Origin of the sequence: Arthrobacter sp. 9AX, assembly GCF_902506095.1 — a bacterium.
Lineage (GTDB): Bacteria > Actinomycetota > Actinomycetes > Actinomycetales > Micrococcaceae > Arthrobacter.
The window spans coordinates 1,486,701-1,506,190 of record NZ_LR733293.1 but is presented as its reverse complement, the minus strand read 5'-3'; the positions used below and the strand labels follow the sequence as shown (position 1 = coordinate 1,506,190).

General features: G+C 65.9%; 17 protein-coding genes and 1 tRNA gene. 6 read left to right on the top strand and 12 right to left on the bottom strand.

Annotation, left to right across the window (positions count from 1 at the left end):
* Nucleotides 1-5 precede the first annotated feature (5 nt).
* Nucleotides 6-980 (bottom strand): aldose 1-epimerase family protein, encoded by a 975-nt coding sequence (locus tag BACI348_RS06935; RefSeq protein WP_159824550.1) that lies wholly within the window; start codon nt 978-980, stop codon nt 6-8.
* Between the two features lie 131 nt (nt 981-1,111).
* Here BACI348_RS06935 and galT point away from each other — a divergent pair, with 131 nt between their 5' ends.
* Nucleotides 1,112-2,272 (top strand): galactose-1-phosphate uridylyltransferase, encoded by a 1,161-nt coding sequence (gene galT, locus BACI348_RS06930; RefSeq protein WP_159824549.1) that lies wholly within the window; start codon nt 1,112-1,114, stop codon nt 2,270-2,272.
* The gene (galK, locus tag BACI348_RS06925) at nt 2,269-3,456 is read left to right on the top strand and encodes a galactokinase (RefSeq protein WP_236557481.1); all 1,188 of its coding nucleotides are present in this window, start codon (nt 2,269-2,271) and stop codon (nt 3,454-3,456) included. The genes galT and galK overlap by 4 nt, the downstream gene beginning before the upstream one ends.
* Nucleotides 3,457-3,553: 97 nt before the next feature.
* On the opposite strand, the gene BACI348_RS06920 is transcribed toward galK, so the two are convergent.
* Nucleotides 3,554-4,495, bottom strand: a complete 942-nt coding sequence (locus tag BACI348_RS06920; RefSeq protein ID WP_159824548.1) for a Bax inhibitor-1/YccA family protein — start codon at nt 4,493-4,495, stop codon at nt 3,554-3,556.
* 487 nt (nt 4,496-4,982) lie between these two features.
* On the opposite strand from BACI348_RS06920, the gene BACI348_RS06915 reads away from it, so the two are divergent.
* Genes BACI348_RS06915 through BACI348_RS06900 form a run of 4 tightly spaced genes read left to right on the top strand, consistent with a single transcriptional unit; the run spans nt 4,983 to nt 9,135 of the window.
* Nucleotides 4,983-6,278, top strand: a complete 1,296-nt coding sequence (locus BACI348_RS06915; protein WP_442858493.1) for a branched-chain amino acid ABC transporter permease — start codon at nt 4,983-4,985, stop codon at nt 6,276-6,278.
* A 9-nt stretch (nt 6,279-6,287) separates the two neighbouring features.
* Nucleotides 6,288-7,256 carry a branched-chain amino acid ABC transporter permease gene (locus BACI348_RS06910; protein WP_159824547.1) on the top strand — a complete coding sequence of 323 codons (969 nt, stop codon included), beginning with the start codon at nt 6,288-6,290 and terminating at the stop codon, nt 7,254-7,256.
* On the top strand, nt 7,253-8,356 hold the full coding sequence (locus tag BACI348_RS06905) for an ABC transporter ATP-binding protein (RefSeq protein WP_236557479.1): 1,104 nt from the start codon (nt 7,253-7,255) through the stop codon (nt 8,354-8,356). Before BACI348_RS06910 ends, BACI348_RS06905 begins: the two co-directional genes overlap by 4 nt.
* The gene (locus tag BACI348_RS06900; protein ID WP_159824546.1) at nt 8,353-9,135 is read left to right on the top strand and encodes an ABC transporter ATP-binding protein; all 783 of its coding nucleotides are present in this window, start codon (nt 8,353-8,355) and stop codon (nt 9,133-9,135) included. Before BACI348_RS06905 ends, BACI348_RS06900 begins: the two co-directional genes overlap by 4 nt.
* 72 nt (nt 9,136-9,207) lie before the next feature.
* Here BACI348_RS06900 and BACI348_RS06895 read toward each other — a convergent pair whose 3' ends face one another.
* From BACI348_RS06895 to BACI348_RS06850, 10 genes are all read right to left on the bottom strand, one after another.
* Nucleotides 9,208-10,560, bottom strand: a complete 1,353-nt coding sequence (locus tag BACI348_RS06895; protein WP_159824545.1) for an ABC transporter substrate-binding protein — start codon at nt 10,558-10,560, stop codon at nt 9,208-9,210.
* Between the two features lie 214 nt (nt 10,561-10,774).
* A tRNA-Leu gene (locus tag BACI348_RS06890) sits at nt 10,775-10,851 on the bottom strand.
* Between the two features lie 20 nt (nt 10,852-10,871).
* A complete protein-coding gene (locus BACI348_RS06885; RefSeq protein ID WP_159824544.1) occupies nt 10,872-11,882 on the bottom strand; it encodes an N-acetyltransferase in 1,011 nt (336 codons plus the stop codon).
* 136 nt (nt 11,883-12,018) lie between these two features.
* On the bottom strand, nt 12,019-13,500 hold the full coding sequence (locus BACI348_RS06880; protein WP_159824543.1) for an NAD(P)/FAD-dependent oxidoreductase: 1,482 nt from the start codon (nt 13,498-13,500) through the stop codon (nt 12,019-12,021).
* Between the two features lie 60 nt (nt 13,501-13,560).
* Entirely contained in the window at nt 13,561-14,943 is a 1,383-nt protein-coding gene (locus tag BACI348_RS06875; protein ID WP_159824542.1) for a S8 family serine peptidase, read from the bottom strand.
* Nucleotides 14,944-14,949: 6 nt separating this feature from the next.
* Nucleotides 14,950-15,897 (bottom strand): Ppx/GppA phosphatase family protein, encoded by a 948-nt coding sequence (locus tag BACI348_RS06870; RefSeq protein ID WP_159824541.1) that lies wholly within the window; start codon nt 15,895-15,897, stop codon nt 14,950-14,952.
* Nucleotides 15,894-16,565 (bottom strand): DUF501 domain-containing protein, encoded by a 672-nt coding sequence (locus BACI348_RS06865; protein WP_159824540.1) that lies wholly within the window; start codon nt 16,563-16,565, stop codon nt 15,894-15,896. Before BACI348_RS06865 ends, BACI348_RS06870 begins: the two co-directional genes overlap by 4 nt.
* A gap of 28 nt (nt 16,566-16,593) precedes the next feature.
* Entirely contained in the window at nt 16,594-17,274 is a 681-nt protein-coding gene (locus tag BACI348_RS06860; protein WP_159824539.1) for an FtsB family cell division protein, read from the bottom strand.
* Nucleotides 17,275-17,397: 123 nt separating this feature from the next.
* The gene (gene eno, locus BACI348_RS06855; RefSeq protein ID WP_159824538.1) at nt 17,398-18,678 is read right to left on the bottom strand and encodes a phosphopyruvate hydratase; all 1,281 of its coding nucleotides are present in this window, start codon (nt 18,676-18,678) and stop codon (nt 17,398-17,400) included.
* 133 nt (nt 18,679-18,811) lie between these two features.
* Nucleotides 18,812-19,423 carry a MazG nucleotide pyrophosphohydrolase domain-containing protein gene (locus tag BACI348_RS06850; protein ID WP_159824537.1) on the bottom strand — a complete coding sequence of 204 codons (612 nt, stop codon included), beginning with the start codon at nt 19,421-19,423 and terminating at the stop codon, nt 18,812-18,814.
* Nucleotides 19,424-19,490 lie beyond the last annotated feature (67 nt).

Below are 19,490 nucleotides of genomic sequence, written 5' to 3'. Positions count from 1 at the left end.
GTGCCCTAATGGGAAACTGCTGCCCCCTCGGCGTCCGGGGCGTAGTCGATTCCCCACGACATGGTGAACGATTCCCCGGGCGGCAGCCAGCGCAGGCCGTCCCCGGTGTTGAAGGCATTCGCCGGCCCGGTCATGGGTTCGACTGCCACTGCGCGGCTGCGGCCCGGGTACTGCGTGCTGACAAAGACGTGGACGTACCGGCAGGTTTCGTCCTGCCAGAGGCTGACCCGGCCGCCGCCGGACGCCGCGAGGGTGTGGCGGGCCCTGCCGCCGTCGAACGTCAGGTCGGTGAGGGCAACGTCCACGCTCAGGGGCGCAATATGCTGGCCGGCCCGGAAGTCGGTGTCCCTTTCCACCGGAGCGCTGCTGCGCGGGATGAGCCGCTCATCGGCGAGCAGCTGGGTGCCGGCGGAAACAGTCAGCACCAGGTCCTCAACGGGAGTGTCGCCGAGCCGCAGGTACGGGTGGGCGCCGAGGACGAAGGGCGCCGGCGATTTGGCGTCGTTGGCCAGCGTCTGGCGGACAACAAGCCCAAGGTCCTCCGCCAGCAGGTACTGCACCCGGTGCCGCACCAGGAAGGGATAGCCGTGCTGGGGGAAGATGGTGGCTTCCAGCGTGACTGAGTGTTCCGACTCGTCCACCAGCGCGTAAGAGGAGTTCCGGAGGAGTCCGTGGCTGGCGTTGTTGCGTGCCACCTCGGTGATGTCCAGCTGCTGCTTCCTGCCGTCCAGGAACCACTGCCCGTCTTCAACCCTGTTGGCCCAGGGAGCCAGGGTGATGCCGCATCCGCCCGGCGGAATCTGGTCATCGCCGAAGGTCTCCGTCAGCTGCACTCCACCCCGGCTGTACAGCCTCAGTCCGGCTGCCAGCTCAGTGACGACGGCCAGCGCATCTCCCCGGCGCAGTTCGTACTGCCGGCCCGTGGCATACGCCCGGTAGCCTGAATCGGCGCTGGTTTCGAGGGACGAATCGGAAGTCATGAGCAATACCGTACAACCCAACCCGCGACCGCGCACTCCAACGGATGTTACTTTTTGTTTGATTCTATTCTTTTTTGAGCACACTGTGGCAGAATGGTGTTAAGTCGCTGCACCACCAAAGGACGGGATCCATGACCGGAATCACCAGCACCAGGCTCTCTGACGGCCGGGAATTGATCTACTTCGACGACGCCCACGCCCCCAAGGCGCGTACAGCGGAAACCACCACCGACCACCGCGGCCTGCCGCCGCGGGGCGAACCGGGAGAAGTCCGTTTTGATGCCCTGACCGGCGAATGGGTTGCTGTCGCCGCCCACCGCCAGAGCCGCACGCACCTTCCGCCGGCGGACCAGTGCCCGATCTGCCCCACAACGGCCGGCAACCCGTCCGAGATTCCGGCCGATGATTACGACGTGGTGGTCTTCGAGAACCGCTTCCCCTCGCTGGGACCCGCCCTTGGTCCGGTACCGGAAGAAGCCGGCTGGGGAACAAAAGGGCCCGCCTATGGCCGCTGCGAGGTGGTTGCCTTCACCCCCGCCCACACCGGCTCCTTCAGCGGATTGACTGAGGCCCGGTCCCGCACCGTCATTGAGGCATGGGCACAGCGCACCGAAGCGCTCAGCGCCCTTCCGGGAATCAAGCAGGTCTTCCCGTTCGAAAACCGCGGCGCGGACATCGGCGTGACGCTGCACCACCCGCATGGCCAGATCTACGCCTACCCCTATGTGACCCCGCGCGCAGGAGTCCTGGGGGCAGCCGCCCGTCAGTTCTACGACGCAGCCGACGGCCGGCAGACGCTCACGGGTTCACTGCTGCGCTCCGAGCGCGAAGACGGCAGCCGGATGGTCATGGAGGGCCAGAACTTCAGCGCCTATGTTCCGTTCGCCGCCCGCTGGCCCCTGGAGATCCATCTGGTTCCCCACCGCCAGGTGCCGGACCTGGCGGCCCTGAGCGGAGAGGAGAAGGATGAACTGGCACACGTCTACCTCGACCTGCTCAAACGCCTGGATGCCATCTACCCCACCCCCACTCCGTATATCTCGGCGTGGCACCAGGCGCCCATCGACTCCCTGCTGCGCCCCGCAAGCTACCTCCACCTCCAACTGACATCGCCGCGCCGTGCCGCGGATAAGCTGAAGTTCCTCGCCGGGTCGGAGGCAGCCATGGGTGCCTTCATCAACGACACCACACCCGAAAGCGTGGCCGAGCGGCTGCGCAACGTCACCGTTCCGGCGTCCACCCCCTCCCCCGCTGCCCTGCAGGCAGCCCTGCCTGAAGGAGCAACAGCGTGAGCGCTGTCCGTGATTCTTTGACCGCGCCCGGACCGGCAAGTGCCCACGACCTTGCAGCCCGCTTCACCCGGGAATTCGGCGGCCCTCCGGCAGGCGTCTGGCAGGCGCCGGGCCGGGTCAACCTGATCGGCGAGCACACCGACTACAACGAGGGCTTTGTGCTGCCCTTCGCCATCGACCGGACCGCCCGGGTGGCTGTGGCCGTCCGTCCGGATTCCGGCGTGCGGTTGCTGTCCACCTACGGTGACCAGGGAGTAGTGACCACCTCGCTGGATTCCCTCCAGCCCGGTTCAGCCAAGGGCTGGACCAAGTACCCCCTGGGAGTCATGTGGGCACTCGGGCAGCGGGGCATCGATGTTCCCGGCATCGACCTGCTGCTGGACTCCAATGTTCCGCTGGGCGCCGGGCTGTCCTCATCCCATGCCATCGAGTGTGCGGTCATCTCAGCGCTGAACGATCTGACCGGGGCCGGGCTGAAGGCCGAGGAGATGGTCCTTGCCACGCGGCAGGCCGAGAACGACTTCGTGGGGGCACCCACCGGGATCATGGACCAGTCCGCGTCGCTGCGCGGGGCAAAGGGCCATGCCGTGTTCCTGGATTGCCGGAACCAGGACGTCAGCCTGGTCCCGTTCGAAACGGAGCCGGCGGACCTGGTGATGCTGGTGATCGATACAAAAGTTTCGCACTCCCATGCCGACGGCGGGTACGCGTCCCGGCGCGCGTCCTGTGAGCTGGGCGCAGAGGTCCTCGGAGTCAGGGCGCTGCGGGACGTCCAGGTGGGCGATCTCGAAGAGGCCTCCGGCCTGCTGGACGAACTGACATTCCGGCGCGTCCGTCACGTGGTCACGGAGAACGACAGGGTCCTGCAGACCGTGGAGCTCCTGGCGTCCGCGGGGCCGGCGGCCATCGGCGCCCTGCTGGATGCAAGCCACGCGTCCATGCGCGACGACTTTGAAATCTCCTGCCCGGAACTGGACCTGGCGGTGGAGGCCGCCCGCGCCAACGGTGCCATCGGTGCCCGGATGACCGGAGGCGGTTTCGGCGGAGCGGCGATCGCCCTCACACCGGTGGGCTCCGGGCAAAAGGTGCGGGACGCCGTCGTCAAGGCCTTTGCCGGCGCCGGATTCACTGCGCCGGACATCTTCACGGTGACCCCGGCGGCCGGTGCCATGCGCATCGGCTGAGTCTTCGGTTAAACAGCTGAGGGCTCCACCATCGGTGGGGCCCTCAGCTGTTTATTGGTTACTTAAGCGCGTACCACGGCGGGACGCGCCTCTGCGGTTAGTCGTCCCCGCGCAGGATGGCCAGCAGGCGGATGATCTCCACGTACAGCCAGACCAGGGTGACGGTGAGGCCGAAGGCCGCGGTCCAGGAGAATCGCTGCGGGGCGCCGCTGCGGACGCCGGCTTCGATGCTGGTGAAGTCCATGACCAAGGAGAAGGCGGCCAGGCCGATGGCGAGCACGCCAATGACAACGCCCACGATGCCGCTGCGCAGGCCGAACGGTTCCTGGGTCACGCCGGTCATCATGAGGACCAGGTTCACGACGGAGAACAGTGCGTATCCGACCAGGGCGATCATAAAGAACCGCATGGCCTTGGGCGTGGCCCGCACCTTGCCGCTCTTGAACAGCACCAGGGTTACGGCAAATACGGAGAGGGTACCGATCACGGCCTGCAGGCCGACGCCCGGGTATTGGGTGTCGAGGATGCGGGTCAGGCCGCCAAGGAACAGGCCTTCAAGCCCGGCGTAGGCAAGGATGAGCGCCGGGGAGGGCTGCTTCTTGAAGGTGTTGACCAGGGCCAGCACGAAGCCGCCCAGGGCGCCGACAATCATGAGCAGCGAGGCCAGCCCCAGGCCCACAGTCAACGTGACCGCGGCACCCAGCACAACAAAACCGAGGCAGGCAGCGGTCTTGACGATGACGTCGTCGAACGTCATCCGGCCGGTGTCTGCAGGACCGGCTGCAGGCTGGTTGTACATCTGCTGCAGCTGCTCGTCGGTCATGGGCTGCTGTGCGTAGCCCTGCTGGCCGTAAGGGGCCTGTCCATACGGCTGCTGCCCATAGCCTGGCTGGCCGAAAGGCTGCTGGCCGTACGGGGCCTGCCCGTAGGGAGCCTGTCCGTAGGGAGCATGTCCGTATGGAGCCTGCGGGACAGGCGGTGCCTGGGTGGCTCCACGGAAGCTCTTTCCGTTGAAGATCGGGTTGCCGCCAAGTGCCATTGCGGGATTCCTCCATGTGGTGGGTGTGTGTTGTGTTCCTTGTGGTTCACGCTACCAATTTTCACGTCGCGGCACCCGTAAAAGTTCCCGCCGGGACAGCGGTGAAACCCAACCGTGACGTGGACCGGCCGTCCGGCGGCTGCACGATCGGAACCGGCCCGGGCGGACCGGCCAAAGGAAGCACTGCCACTCAACAAAGGTTTTCCCCTGCTGCTCCACTCCGTTCTGGAATCCGGGGGCGCCAGTTGTTACCTGATCGCTACCAACAAGGCCGGAACCACGGTATTTGCGGGTTCTTTTGCGCTGTAGCATAAGCCAAGCAGGGTGACGGAACTCACAATCGTGATGGGTGCCGGGCCAGTGGGTGCCATCCCCGTCCTGCGACCGTTCGCAACGGCTGCAGAGGCGCAGCCGAGACCGCCCCCACGTGGAGGTTTTCACTTTGAGAAGTACACCCCAAGGCCAGCCGGCCGCAAGACGCGGTGGATTGTTGAGACTGCTGGGAGCCATCAGTGCTTCCATCCTGGCAATCCTCCTCGTGACCGCACCGGCATCCCAGGCCGCTTCCCCCTCACCGACACCATCCCCGTCGAACCAGACCTTCCAGAACAACATCAGCGGATTCCTCCGCGACGACACGCGGGCACCACTGGCAGGTGTGACCATTACTGCCAAGAGCGGCGATTTCACCGGAACCACCAAGTCGGCCGCCAACGGATCCTGGAACATCGGCGTGCCGCAGCAGGGCACCTACACGGTGGAACTGGATGAGTCCACCCTGCCGGAAGGCATTAAGCTGGCGGACGGCCAGGAGAACCCACGTGACGTGACGTTCAGCCAGACCTCCAACCTTTCCGTGATCTTCGCCTTCGGCAAGGGCATTGTGGTGCAGCAGCAGGACTTCGGGCAGAACCTGCTCAACCGGCTCGTTGCGGGACTCAGCTTCGGTCTCCTGCTGGCCCTCGCCTCAGTTGGCCTGTCGCTTATTTTCGGCACTACCGGCCTGACCAACTTTGCCCATGGTGAGATGGTGACGCTGGGTGCGGTCCTGGTGTTTGCCTTCAACGCCATTGGCCTTCCGTTCTGGCTTGCACTGATCCTGTCCGTACTGGGCGGCGGCCTTTTCGGGTATGCCCAGGACAGGGGCCTGTGGCGGCCGCTGCGCCGCCGCGGCACCGGCCTGGTGCCCATGATGATTGTCAGCATCGGCCTGGCCCTCGCGGTCCGCTACGTCATCCAGTTCTACTTCGGCGGCGCCACGCAGCAGCTGCCGTTTGCCCAGAGCCCCGAGATCCAACTGGGGCCGGTGTCCATCTCACCGAACAACCTCTGGTCACTGGGCATCAGCGCCGTGGTCATTGCGTTGATCGGCATCGTGCTGCTCAAGACCAGGCTGGGCAAGGCCACCCGCGCCGTGGCAGACAACCCCGCCCTGGCTGCGGCGTCGGGCATCGACGTGGACGCGGTCATCCGCCTCGTGTGGATCACCGGCGGCATGCTCGCATCCCTCGGCGGAATCCTTTGGGCCTACTACCGCCCGGGTGTCACGTTCGACATGGGTTCAGCCATCCTCCTGCTCATCTTCGCCGGGGTCACCCTGGGCGGCCTGGGCACCGTCTTCGGTGCCCTGATCGGGTCAGTCATCGTCGGCATCTTTGTGGAGCTCACCACGGTATTCGGCCTCGCCGCCGACCTTAAGTACGTGGGTGCCCTGTTCATCATGATCGTTGTCCTCTTGTTCCGGCCGCAGGGAATCCTGGGCCGGCGCGAGCGTGTGGGATAGGAGACAGCCATGGATTTTGGATTCATTCTGGCCAGTGCTGCCGGTGAAATTTTCAGCCCGACAACGGCCGCGTATGCCCTGGCCGCACTCGGACTCGCCGTGCACTTCGGATACTCCGGGCTGCTGAACTTCGGGCAGGCCGGCTTTATGGCGGTGGGAGCCTACGGGTTCGCCATCTCCACCCTCAGCTTCGGCGTGCCGTTCTTCGTCGGGCTGCTGATCGCCATCATCGCCTCCTCGATATTTGCCCTGCTGCTGGGCATCCCCACCCTGCGGCTGCGCGCCGACTACCTTGCCATCGTCACCATCGCGGCGGCCGAAATTGTCCGATACATCGTGACCACCAACCAGCTCACCCCGGTGACCGGTTCAGCCAACGGCCTGGCCGCGTTCGAGGGCGGCTTCTATGCGATGAACCCCTTCCCCGAAGGCTCCTACTTCGGTATGAACAACCGCGACTTCTTCATCCGGGTGGTGGGCTGGGGACTGGTGGCCATCTGCTGCACACTTGTGTGGCTGCTGATGCGGAGTCCATGGGGACGCGTCCTGAAGGGCATCCGCGAAGACGAGAACGCTGTCCGGTCCCTGGGAAAGAACGTCTACGCCTACAAAATGCAGGCCCTCATCATCGGCGGCATCCTCGGCGCCCTGGCCGGCATGGTGTTCACCCTCCCCCGCGGTGCGGTGCAGCCGGCGAACTACGGCACCGAGCTGACGTTCTTCCTGTATACCTGCCTCCTGCTCGGGGGCCTGGGCACTGTGCTCGGACCCGTCGTCGGGGCGATGATCTTCTGGGTGGTGCTCTCACTGACCCAGGGGATCCTGTACGGCCTGATCGAGTCCGGGGCCGTCACGTGGCTTAATACGGTCCAGGCCGGGCAGCTGCGCTACATCCTGGTGGGCGTCGCCCTGATGCTGCTGATGATCTTCAGGCCGCAGGGCGTCTTTGGAAACAAAAAGGAGCTGGCATTCGCATGAGCATGCACGGCACAGAACCAACAAACCCGGGCTCCCCGGAGCCGGACTACATGACCGACACCCGGCCCATCGCGGCCGGCGAAACCGGACCGGGCTGCAAAAAGCGCGATCCCATCGTGGTGGCGGAGAACGTGACCCGCAGTTTCGGCGGCATCAACGCGGTGGACGTCGACTACCTCGAAATTCCCCGCCACAAAATCACCGCGCTCATCGGTCCCAACGGTGCCGGCAAGACCACCCTCTTCAACCTCCTGACCGGTTTCGACACACCCAACACCGGCAAATGGCAGTTTGAGGGCAGGAGCCTGGCCGGGGTCTCCCCCTACAAGGTGGCGCGGATGGGCATGGTGCGCACCTTCCAGCTCACCAAGGTCATGGGCAAACTGACGGTTATGGAGAACATGCGGCTCGGTGCCGCGAACCAACCCGGCGAAAGCCTCGCCAAGGCCCTGTTCAAGGGCATCTGGGGCGGCCGGGAGAAACAAATCACGGCCGAGGCTGATGTCCTCCTGGAGAAGTTCAAGCTGGACACTAAAAAGGACGACTACGCCGCTTCCCTGTCCGGCGGCCAGCGCAAGCTCCTCGAAATGGCGCGCTCGCTGATGGTGCGGCCCAAGCTGGTGATGCTTGATGAGCCCATGGCCGGCGTCAACCCCGCGTTGACGCAGTCGCTGCTGGACCACATCAAGAACCTCAAGGCAGAAGGAATGACCGTACTGTTCGTCGAACACGACATGCACATGGTCCGCCACATTGCCGATTGGGTGGTGGTGATGGCGGAGGGCAAAGTGGTCGCAGAGGGCCCGCCCGGCGAGGTGATGAAAAACCCCGCTGTCATCGATGCCTACCTGGGCGCGCACCACGACGTGGACCTGGGCGACTCGGAAGGCATCAAGGAACTGGCAGCCGAGCTGGTGAGCGATGAGGAGTCAATCGTGGGAACCGAAAACGCCGGCATCATCGCCGTCGACGTGGTTGCCGTGGAAACAGAAGAGCCGCAGGCAAGCGACCGGATCCGGGGGGATGAGACCCGCGGCCGCCACAGCGGCGCGGAGTCGGACATCAGCGGCCGGAACGGCACAGACAAGGACAGCCAATGAGCAGCAGCACCAGCGCGGCCCAAGCCGCCCAGCCCGTCAGCGACAGTGACTCCGTGGTGAAGGTCACCAATCTGGTGGCCGGGTACCTGCCGGGGGTCAACATCCTCAACGGCTGCAGCATTGAAGCCCGCAAAGGCGAACTTATCGGCATTATCGGGCCCAACGGCGCCGGAAAGTCGACCCTCCTGAAGGCCATGTTCGGCCTGGTCAAGGTCCACTCGGGCAGCGTTGTGGTCCGGGGGCAGGACATCACGGGACTGAAAGCCAACAAGCTGGTGACCCGCGGTGTGGGCTTTGTGCCGCAGACCAACAACGTGTTCGCCACCCTGACCATCGAGGAAAACCTCCAGATGGGTATGTTCCAGCGTCCCAAGGACTTCGCCCAGCGCTTCGACTTTGTCACAAGCCTGTTCCCCGAACTCGGTAAGCGCCGCGCCCAGCGGGCGGGCTCGCTGTCCGGCGGCGAGCGGCAGATGGTGGCCATGGGCCGGGCCCTGATGATGGACCCGGCTGTTCTGCTGCTTGATGAGCCATCCGCCGGCCTGTCCCCGGTCAAGCAGGACGAAACCTTCCTGCGCGTCCATGAGATCAACCGGGCGGGCGTGTCCGTGATCATGGTGGAGCAGAACGCCCGCCGCTGCCTGCAGATCTGCGACCGCGGCTACGTCCTGGATCAGGGCCGGGATGCCTACACCGGCACCGGCCGTGAGCTCATGAAGGATCCCAAGGTCATCCAGCTCTACCTCGGCACCCTGGCCGACACCGTCGAAGAGGGCTAAGCGCCGCAAACACAAAGGGAGCCTCCGACCAACAGGACGGAGGCTCCCTTTGTTGTGTCTCAGGAAGTGCTGCTACAGCTTGCCAAACTCAGACTGGAGGGGCTTGAGCTTGTTGTCGTTCGTGTACTCGTAGATGCCGATGTAGGCTTCGGTCGGGTCACCGGCGTCGGAGAACGTGATGGGACCGGACTGGCCGTCGTAGTCGATATCCTTGCCCTGGCGGAGCAGCGTGACGCAGGCGGCGAAGGTTGAGCACTTTTCGCCGGACTCGGAAACTGCCTTGAGCTGCTTGGCGATTTCAGGGCCGCTGGTGCTGCCGGCAGCTTCCGCTGCCAGGGAGATCAGGTTGACAGCATCGTAGGATTCGCCGCCATACGTGAAGTCCTTCAGGGCCGGATCCACCTCGAGAAGCTTCTTGGTGAAGGATTCCTGGGCGAACGTTCCCGGGAAGGTACCGTGCGCTCCAAGCATGGTGCCTGGCTGGAAGTCCTTGCTGTAGTCCGAGGTGTTGCCGTCAACCAGGAACAGCTGCCCCGGCTTCGCACCCTTGCCGGTGATGAGCGGAATGATGCTCTTGGCTTCGTCGAAGGTGATCAGCACATAGGCATCCGGCTTGGCCGCGATCACCTTGTCCACCTGGCTGCCGAATTGCGTGTCGCCGGTGTTGAAGAGTTCCTCCGCAACAACCTGGCCGCCGGCCGCTTCAAACGCGGCCTTGACGTTCTTGGCGAGCCCTGTGCCGTAGGCGTCGTTCAGCACCACCATGCCAATGGTCTGGGCACCACAGGTTGCCATGTAGTTGCCCAGGACCTTGCCCTGGAGCACGTCCGAGGGAGCGGTGCGCCAGTAGAGGCCCTTGTCATCCCAGGTGGTGAAGTCCGGGGAGGTGTTGGCGGGCGAGAACTGGATAACGCCTGCACCGGTGATCTGGTTGATGACCGTCTTGGAGACGCCGGAGGACGCCGCCCCGATGATCGCATTGACCCCCTGGCCGAGCAGGGCGGACGTGGACTGGGTGGCGATGTCCGTCTTGGTGTCACCGGAGTCGCGGTGCACGACCTCGATGGGCTTGCCCAGGACGCCGCCGGCGTCGTTGACTTCCTTGACGCCCAGGTTGACGCCCGCGATTTCGGGCGGGCCAAGGAAGGCGAGGGAACCGGTGGTGGGCAGCAGCGAACCGAGCTTCAGCGGCGTTGCTGTTGATCCGGTGGACGGAGGAACAGCGCCGCCCCCGCCCGTAGCCTGTGCCGTGCTTCCGCTGGTGGAGCCCGGGGCCGGGCACGCAATTCCTGCCGCAGCGGCGGTGGTGGACTCGGACGCCGTGGGTGTGGACGAACCGCCGCAGGCTGTCGCCATAAAGGCGACGCCGATGCCAAGCACTGTCAGCTTGGCGGCGCGGGTTCCCGCATGGGGGAATAAAGTCATTTACGAGCTCCTCGATCTAAAGGTGCGAACGGCCTTTGACACGAAAAATCAGGTGTTCCTGATTTAGCTTCAAGCTAGTGCAAATCCCAAGCGAAGATAAGTGACTGAGGTCACATCTATATAACAGTCGTTGCATATGCGAAATTAAAAGCGGGAAGCCGCCCGCGGTGCGGGCGGCTTCCTTGCGTGCGGCCTCTGCAGGCCGGCGGCGGGTTGGTACCCCAGGTGGGACTCGAACCCACAACACGCGGATTTTAAGTCCGCTGCCTCTGCCAATTGGGCTACTGGGGCAACGGCTCCATGGTATCCCGTCAGAGGCGGGTGAATGGTTCGGCATACCGGAAAACACCATGGATGCCTCCGGGCCAGAGGGCGAGCGGCAGGAGCTGGAAATGGTCTCCCCACACGTCCTCGGGCGGAAGGACCCCCAGCGTGGCGGCGGGGACAAAGCCAAACCGCGGATAATACTCCGTGCTGCCCAGGAGGGCGATGCCGCTCTCCCCCGCTGCGTTTGCGCGGGCAATGCTTTCGTTCATGAGTGCGGACCCGATGCCCCTTCTCTGGAGCCGCGGCGCAACGCCGATCGGACCGAGGCCCAGGAGGTCGTGGCCACCCACCCAACCGCGGGTGCTGATGACGTGGCCCACCACCTCCCCGTCCAGGACCGCCACCACGCTCAGGCCGGGAAGGTACTCCTTGGCTTCAAACAGCTCGCGGAGCAGGTTGACTTCCACCGGCTCCCCGTCCGCTGGAAGGCCGGTGGCCGGGGAGATGGCGAAGGCCTCAGCCGTTAGTGCGAGGATTGCGTCCCTGTCGGCCGGCGTTTCATCGCGCAGTTCCAGCCCGGGCACGGACGGCCTGACGCTACCCTGCAGCTGGCCGGTACCGTGCGCTGGCCCGGGTTCCTGCGGCCCGCCCGGCTCCTGCCGGCTGTGGGCGGAGAGTTCAGTCAGGACCTCGAGGGCCCGGGGTGCGTCCGCCACCGGGACCAGGAGGTGGTCATGGTGGAACCCGGCCAGGACATTGCAGCTGATCCTGGCTTCCGTGAGAGCCCTGCTCACCGCGGCGGTCAGTCCCACGGCTTCCAGTGCCGAATGGATCTCCAGCGTGATCCAGGCGCCCACAAAGTCGTAGGACAGTCCCTCCCTGTCCGCCTCCTCCCGGGACAGCACCACGGTGAGGCCTTCAGCTTCGCGGACCGCCGCCTCGATCCCTGGTGCCAGCGGCCGCCCATACGGCCACAGGACATAGACGTAGTCACCGGTGCGCTGCACCGGGCGCATCCCCGCGAGCAGGGCCTGCAGGTTCTTCTCGCCAGTCATGGTGCCAGTCTAAAAGGGAACTGTGCCGCGAAACGCAAACGGCGACCGTCCCCGTGAAGGGGACAGCCGCCGTCGTGCGTTGAAACAAAACGCCTGTGGCAACGGGCTGAACGCCGCGCGTCAGGCAGAACCGGCCTTACTTGGCGTTGGCCGCAACCGCTTCCTTGGGATCAACCTTCGTCTTTTCCGCCGAGCCGGGAGCGCCTGCCGGCGGTGCGGCGTCCGCTGCGGGAGCGGCCGCAGGCTTGGGAGCCGGGGTGGCTGCTGCCACGAAGGCGCCGCGCGGGTTATCCAGGTCCAGCAGCTGAGTGGTGTCGCGTCCGGCGAAGAAGGCGATGATCCAGTTGAGGATCACCCGGAACTTGCGCTCGAACGTGGGCATGGCCAGGCCGTGGTAGCCGCGGTGGGCCAACCAGGCGAGCCCGCCCTTGAGGCCGATGCTGCCCACGAGGTTGATGTTGGCAACACCCTTCCACTCGCCGAAGCCGGCCACAGCACCCAGGTTCTTGTGCTTGTAGTCCTTGAGCGGCTTGTCCCAGCGGGAGGCCCACAGGTTCTTTGCGAGGCGCTTGGCCTGGCGGAGCGCGTGCTGGGCGTTGGGGACACAGGTGCCGTCCGGCAGGCCCTTGCCGGTGAGGTCCGGCACGGCGGCGATGTCGCCGGCAGCCCAGGCGTTGTCGATGATGCCTTCATCGCCGGCGATGCGCAGGTCCGGCAGGACACGGACGCGGCCGCGCGGCTCCAGCGGGAAGTCGGTGGAGCGGACCATGGGGTTGGCCTGCACGCCGGCGGTCCAGACGAGGGTGTCCGCTTCGAATTCCTGGGCCGGGGACTTGTCCGGCAGGTTGATGAGCTTGAGGGTACCCTCGGCGCTGTCCAGGGAGGTGTTCAACAGCACCTCGATGCCGCGGCTGCGGAGGTGCTCCACTACCCATTCGGCCTGCTTGGCGGTTACCTCGGGCATGATCCGGCCCATGGCTTCCACCAGGACGAAGCGGACTTCCTCCTGCTTGATGCGCGGGTTGTTGCGGACGGCCGCCCGGGCGAGGTCCTCCATTTCGGTGATGCACTCGATGCCGGCAAAACCGCCGCCCACCACCACGAAGGTGAGGGCCTTGGCGCGGGCAGCGGGATCGGTCATGGTGGACGCAAGCTCGATGCGCTCCAGGACCTTGTTGCGCAGGGCAACGGCTTCCTCGATGGTCTTCAGGCCGATGCCCTTGTCCGCCAGGCCCTTGATGGGGAAGGTGCGCGTGATGGCACCGGCGGACAGGACGACGTCGAAGTAGGGAACCTCGAAAGGCGCGCCGCCATCGGCGGGAGCCACCACTGCGGTGCGGTTTTCGTGGTCGATCGAGGTGACCCGGCCTTGGATCAGTTCGGTCTGCTGGAGGTGCTTGCGGTGGGAGACCACAGCATGGCGGGCCTCAATGTTGCCGCCTGCCACCTCGGGCAGGAAGGGCTGGTAAGTCATGTAAGGCAGTGGATCCACGAGGGTGACGATGCCACCGGCATTCGCGATCTTCTTCTGCAGTTTGAGTGCTACGTACAGGCCGACGTACCCGCCGCCGACGACGAGTACCCTGGGACGGTCCTGGAGCTCTGGGGTGGTTGCCATAGCCACAAGGATACAGCAGTTTGTGAAAATCTTCACTAACTGTTGTCGACGCTGCCCGCCCTAGGTTTTGCGCCCCGAATCCACCCGGTCCGCCACCCCGGAATCGGGCTCCTCCGGGAACTCGCCCTGGGTCCTGGCGGCCCGCCTCAGCTGGATCACTGCTCCCGCAATAATGGCCACGAACAGCAGGCCAAAACCGATCACGACGGCGGCGCCCAGGGCACTGTCCCGCTGGGACGGGGCCTTCACGGCGGGCACGGTGGCCTCGGGCAGGGTGGCCACGGCGCTGGGGAGCTCGGCGGTGGGCACGGGAGCCGGGGTGGCCAGGTTTCCCCGCCGGTGCACGCGGATCCACTCGGCGATGGAGCCCAACGGGTTGGCCGATACTTCCGGAACATCATCCTTGAGCGCAGCCTCGGCGTTCAGCACACCGAAGCCGTACAGCGGGTCCTTGCCGGGGGCGCCGGCGTCCTTGGCGGTGGAAACGATCCTGTTGATGACCTGCTTGGCGTTCATGTCCGGCCACTTGGAGCGGATCAGCGCGGCAACGCCGGCAACGATGGGCGTGGAGCCGGAGGTTCCCTGCCATTCCGCGTAGCTGCCGCCGGGGATGCCGCCGAGCAGGTTCTCGGCGGGTGCGGCAACGCCGATGCTGATTCCCTGCGAGGACGCGTCGACGGACGCGGTTCCCTTCCGGTCCAGTCCCGCGACTGTCAGGACGCCCGGAATGGTGGCCGGCGCGCCCACCTGGATGTTGCCGCCCACCCGGTTGCCGGCAGCGGCCACAATCACCACGTCTTTTTGCTCGGCGTAGAGGAAGGCGGCATCCCAGCTCTGCGGCCACTGCGGGGTGGTGCTGCCCAGGGAGATGTTGATGACCTTGGCGCCGTTGTCCACGGCCCAACGGACGGCTTCCGGGATCTGGTCCTGGTCACTCTTGCCCGAGGGGTTGGTTGAACCCAGCCAGGTGGAGACGGAGAGGATCTGGGCTTCCGGGGCTACGCCCACGATGCCGTCCGGCGGAAGCCCCGGTCCGGGCGACGGGCTGGCTGTGGCGTCGGCAGGCTGGTGGCCGCGGCCGGCGAGCATGGTGGCCACCAGGGTGCCGTGTTCGGTCTTGGAGCCCACAATCTTCTGCCCGTCGGGTTGCCCGGAGCCGGAGGCGTCGTAGCCGCCCACAACGGCTCCCTTGAGGTCGGGGTGCTTGGCGTCAACGCCGCTGTCGATCACGGCCACCTTCACGCCGGCGCCCTTGGAGACCTCCCAGGCCTTGGTGATTCCTGATTCGGCCAGCCAGTACTGCTTGTCACGCCACTCGTCCGCGTGGGCCGCGGGCGCGGTGAAGAGTCCTGTGGCGAGGCAGCAGGCGGCCAGCAGCAGGGCCAGCACAGCCGCAGCGGCCTGGCCGGGTGGTGGTGTTTTCCCGGTCGCGTGTTTCTGCATGGGCGCTTAGCCGATGCTCAGGGCGATGCCGTCGAGGATATCGTGTTCGCTGGCCGTGGCCGTGGTGATCCGCCCGCCGGTCAGCTCGGCCAGCCGTTCCAGGATCCGGCCCCACACCAGCCCGCCAGCGCCGATGACGTCCACGCGGCCGGGGTGCATGTAGGGCAGTGCGGCACGGTCGGCGCGGTCCATGGCCAGGAGGTCGCTGGCGGCCGCACGGACAGTGTCCAGGGGCAGTTCGGTGCCGTGAATGGCGTCCGGCGAATACCCGGGCAGCCGCATGGCGTGCGCGGTGATGGTGGTGATGGATCCGGCAACACCGACGACGGCGGTGGCGCGTTCCAGCGGAACGTCCTGCCGTGCGCGGGCGATGGCGTTGTCCACGTCGGCCTGGGCGGAAGCGATCTGTTCCGCCGTGGGCGGGTCCTGGCGCAGGTGACGTTCAGTGAGGCGGACGCATCCGATGTCCACGGATTTGGCCGCTGTCACCCCGGCTGCGGTGCCAAGGACGAATTCGGTGCTTCCGCCGCCGAGGTCCACCACCAATACCTCCTGGCCGTCCAGGATGGGCAGGACGCTGCTGGCGCCGGCGAAGGAGAGGGCGGCTTCCTCGTCGCCGGAGATGACCTCCGGTTCAACGCCCAGCAGGTTCCGGATTCCGTCCACGAAGACGTCCCTGTTGCGGGCGTCGCGGCTGGCAGACGTGGCCACAAAACGCACCTGGACCGCTTCGTGCTCCTTGATGAGCCGGGCGTAATCGGCGGTGGCCGCGAAAGTACGCTCCAGGGCCTCCGGAGCGAGTTCACCGGTGGCGTCCACTCCCTGCCCCAGCCGGACCACCCGCATTTCACGGACCACGTCCGTCAGGGTGGTGGCGCCGTTGCTGCGTACGATGTCCGCGATCAGGAGGCGGATGGAGTTGGTGCCGCAGTCGATGGCGGCGACACGCGTCATTTGGCCGCCTCCGTGGTGCCGGAGGTTTTCCGGACGGGGGCGGGGCGGCCCACGATGTCCGGGAGCCCCTGCGGGCCGTGCCGGCTCAGGTCCTTGGAGGGCGCTTCCCCGGAGGTGTCCCAGGCCCCGGCGCAGTAGCACCTGTCCGCGGTCCACCATTCGCTGATGGCTGCGATGGCCCGGTCCCCGAGGGGGTTGACTCCGGGGCCGGCGGCCAGCGAGTGGCCCACCAGGACGTGCAGGCATTTGACGCGCGTGGGCATCCCGCCGGCGGAGATGCCATCGATTTCGGGAACAGGCCCGATGCCGGACCGTTCACCGATGGCGGCCCGCGCGGCGAGGTAGGCCTCGTGCGCGGAGCGGTACGCGGCGGCGAGTTCCTCATCACCGGCCAACTGGTCATTCATCTCGTTCATTACGCCGGCGGCTTCCAGCCGGGAGACTGCCGAGGTGATGACGGGATGCGTCAGGTAGAAAGTGGTGGGGAATGGTGTCCCGTTGGCCAGGCGCGGAGCGGTAGCGGCCACCAGGGGGTTGCCGCAGATGCAGCGTGCAGGAATTTCCACCACGTCACGCACCGGCCGGCCCAATTGGCGGCTCAGTACTTCCAGGTCCTGCGGTGATGGTTGGCGGGATTCGTCCCGGGCGGCTGCCGTGTAATCTTCCACTGTCGCTGGCCGTCCTTCCTGTTTTGGTTCAGTCTGTGGCCGCGCGTGTGATGGACTCCCACAGGGAATCCACCCACGGCAGATCGGCGGGGTCTTGTGCTGCTGCACCGGCCTGGCTACTGCTTTCTCCGGCCGGCAGATCGCTGCCGAAGACCCAGTATCCGGTTTCGCCCGGCATAACCATGTTAATGCGGTCGCGGGCCTGTTGTTTCACGTAGTTGGGGTCCTGCCAGCGGGAGACCTGCTGGCGCAGGCTGTTGCCTTCGGCTTCACGTGCGGCGATATCGGCGTTCAGGGCTGCTATTTCCGCCCGCTTGTCGAAGAAGATCTTCACCGTGGGGGCGAGCATGATGGTGATGGCAATCATCACCACGGCCAGCGCGAGCATGCGCCCGGAGAACGCTTTGGCGGGGACGGGCTGCTGTTCCTCGGCGGCGTCTGTGCCGGCTGTCCGGGAGGCGGCCCCACTGCCCTTCGCGCCGCCGCCGGACCCTTTTGCGGTGTGCGGGGGCTTGTTCCCTCCCGCTGCGCGGTGGCTGTCCTTGGCGGTACCCGGGGCTGCGGTTCCCTGGCCGGACGCGGCGGTGCCGGGCTTTCCCTTGCCCGAACCAAAGTCAGCGCGGATGACGTCGGCGGTCTCCGGGGCTGCCTGCGATGTGCCGGGACGGGCTGAGGCAACCTTGGGAACTTTGGGACGGCGGGTAGCCATGACACTCCTGAAACGCGCAGCCTGCCTGGGGCCGCCACTTTTTTGGGCTGGAACAATGCCGGAAACAACAACGGTGGCTATGGTCTTTCAACCATAGCCACCGGTTATTGGATTACGCGGCTACTAGCCCTTGAAACGCGGGAATGCGCTCCGGCCGGCGTAGCGTGCGGCGTCGTCGAGTTCCTCTTCGATGCGCAGCAGCTGGTTGTACTTGGCCACGCGCTCGGAGCGGGCCGGGGCGCCCGTCTTGATCTGGCCGGCGTTGGTGGCCACCGAGATGTCGGCGATGGTGGTGTCCTCGGTCTCGCCGGAGCGGTGCGAGGTGATGGTGGTGTAGCCGGCGCGCTGGGCGAGGCTCACGGCGTCCAGGGTCTCGGTGAGGGAGCCGATCTGGTTGACCTTGACCAGCAGGGAGTTGGCGGTCTTGGTGTCGATGCCGCGCTGCAGGATGGCGGGGTTGGTCACGAACAGGTCATCGCCCACCAGCTGGACCTTGTCGCCGATGGTGTCGGTGAGGGTCTTCCAGCCTTCCCAGTCGTTCTCGTCCAGCGGGTCCTCGATGGAGACCAGCGGGTAGTCGGCCACGAGCTCGGCGTAGTAGGCGCTCATCTCGGTGGCGGACAGTGCCTTGCCTTCGAACTGGTAGGCGCCGTCCTTGAAGAACTCGGAGGAGGCGACGTCCAGGGCCAGGGCGATGTCCTTGCCCGGGGTGTAGCCGGCGTTCTTGATGGCTTCCTGGATGAGGTCCAGGGCTGCGCGGTTGGACGGCAGGTTCGGCGCGAAGCCGCCTTCGTCGCCGAGGCCGGTGGACAGGCCCTTTTCCTTGAGCACGGACTTGAGGTTGTGGTAAACCTCAACGCCCCAGCGCAGGCCCTCGGAGAAGGTCTCGGCGCCGATCGGGGCGATCATGAATTCCTGGATGTCAACGTCCGAGTCGGCGTGCGAGCCGCCGTTGAGGATGTTCATCAGCGGGACCGGCAGGACGTGGGCGTTCGGGCCGCCCAGGTACTTGTACAGCGGCAGGTCAGCGGAGGCGGCGGCTGCGTTGGCAACGGCAAGGGAAACACCGAGGATGGCGTTGGCGCCCAGCTTGCCCTTGTTTGGGGTGCCGTCCAGGTCCAGCATGGCCTGGTCGATGCTGCGCTGGTCCGTGGCGTCAAAGCCGGTCAGGGCCGGAGCGATCTGGTCGATGACCGCGTCAACGGCCTTCTGGACGCCCTTGCCGAGGTAACGGCCCTTGTCGCCGTCGCGCAGCTCAACGGCCTCGTGCTCGCCGGTGGATGCCCCGGAGGGAACTGCCGCGCGGCCGATCTGGCCGTCGGAAAGCAGGACTTCAACTTCTACGGTCGGGTTGCCGCGGGAATCGAGGATCTCGCGGGCGTGGATGGCATCGATAAGCGCCATGAATTTGCTCCTTATGGGCGATTAACGGGGGAAATACAGCTGAAAACTCGACGTACTCGTCACGGACCAGCGTAGTCGAGAGTGGTCCGGGTTACGGAAACCTATCCAGCCCCCGGACGTCATGATGGCGCGGCTATCTTTGTTGGTGGTGCTGCGGAACCTGCTGCTGGTAGTTCCGGACCGCACCGCGCAGGGCACGCTCGGCATCGAATCCGCTGGCGTGGGCGGAACGTACGACGGCGAGCAGCAGCTCGCCAAGTTCTTCTTCCGTTTCCGGAATGGGTTCCCCTGCCGGCAGGGCCACGCCGGCCCGGGCCGCGCGGTCGATGGACTTCTGTGCCCGCGCCAGTGCGGGCAGGGCCAGCGGGATCCCTTCGAACGGATCCTGCCGCTCCGGCCGTTCGGCCCGTTTCACTGCGTCCCACTTCTGCACGATCTCTTCCACCGTGGCCGGAAAGCTGTCCTGCAGGGAGCCGTCCGGCCGGAACACGTGGGGGTTGCGCCGCACCATTTTGGCACTCAGGCCGCGCGCCACGTCGTCGAACCCAAAGGCACCGCGCTCCTCGGCGAGCCGCGCATGCAGCACCACCTGGAGCAGGACGTCGCCCAGTTCACCTTTCAGCATCGCGTCGAGGTGGTTCTCCCCCGCGGCTCCGGAAGAAGCTCCGGTCTCGATGGTTTCGGCCACCTCGAAAGCCTCCTCCAGGAGGTACTCCACCAGGGATTCGTGGGTGAGCGCGCCCATCCAGGGACAGTGCTCGCGCAAAAACCTGATGACGAACCGCAGCTCCCCCACCGGGGAGCTCCGGTCA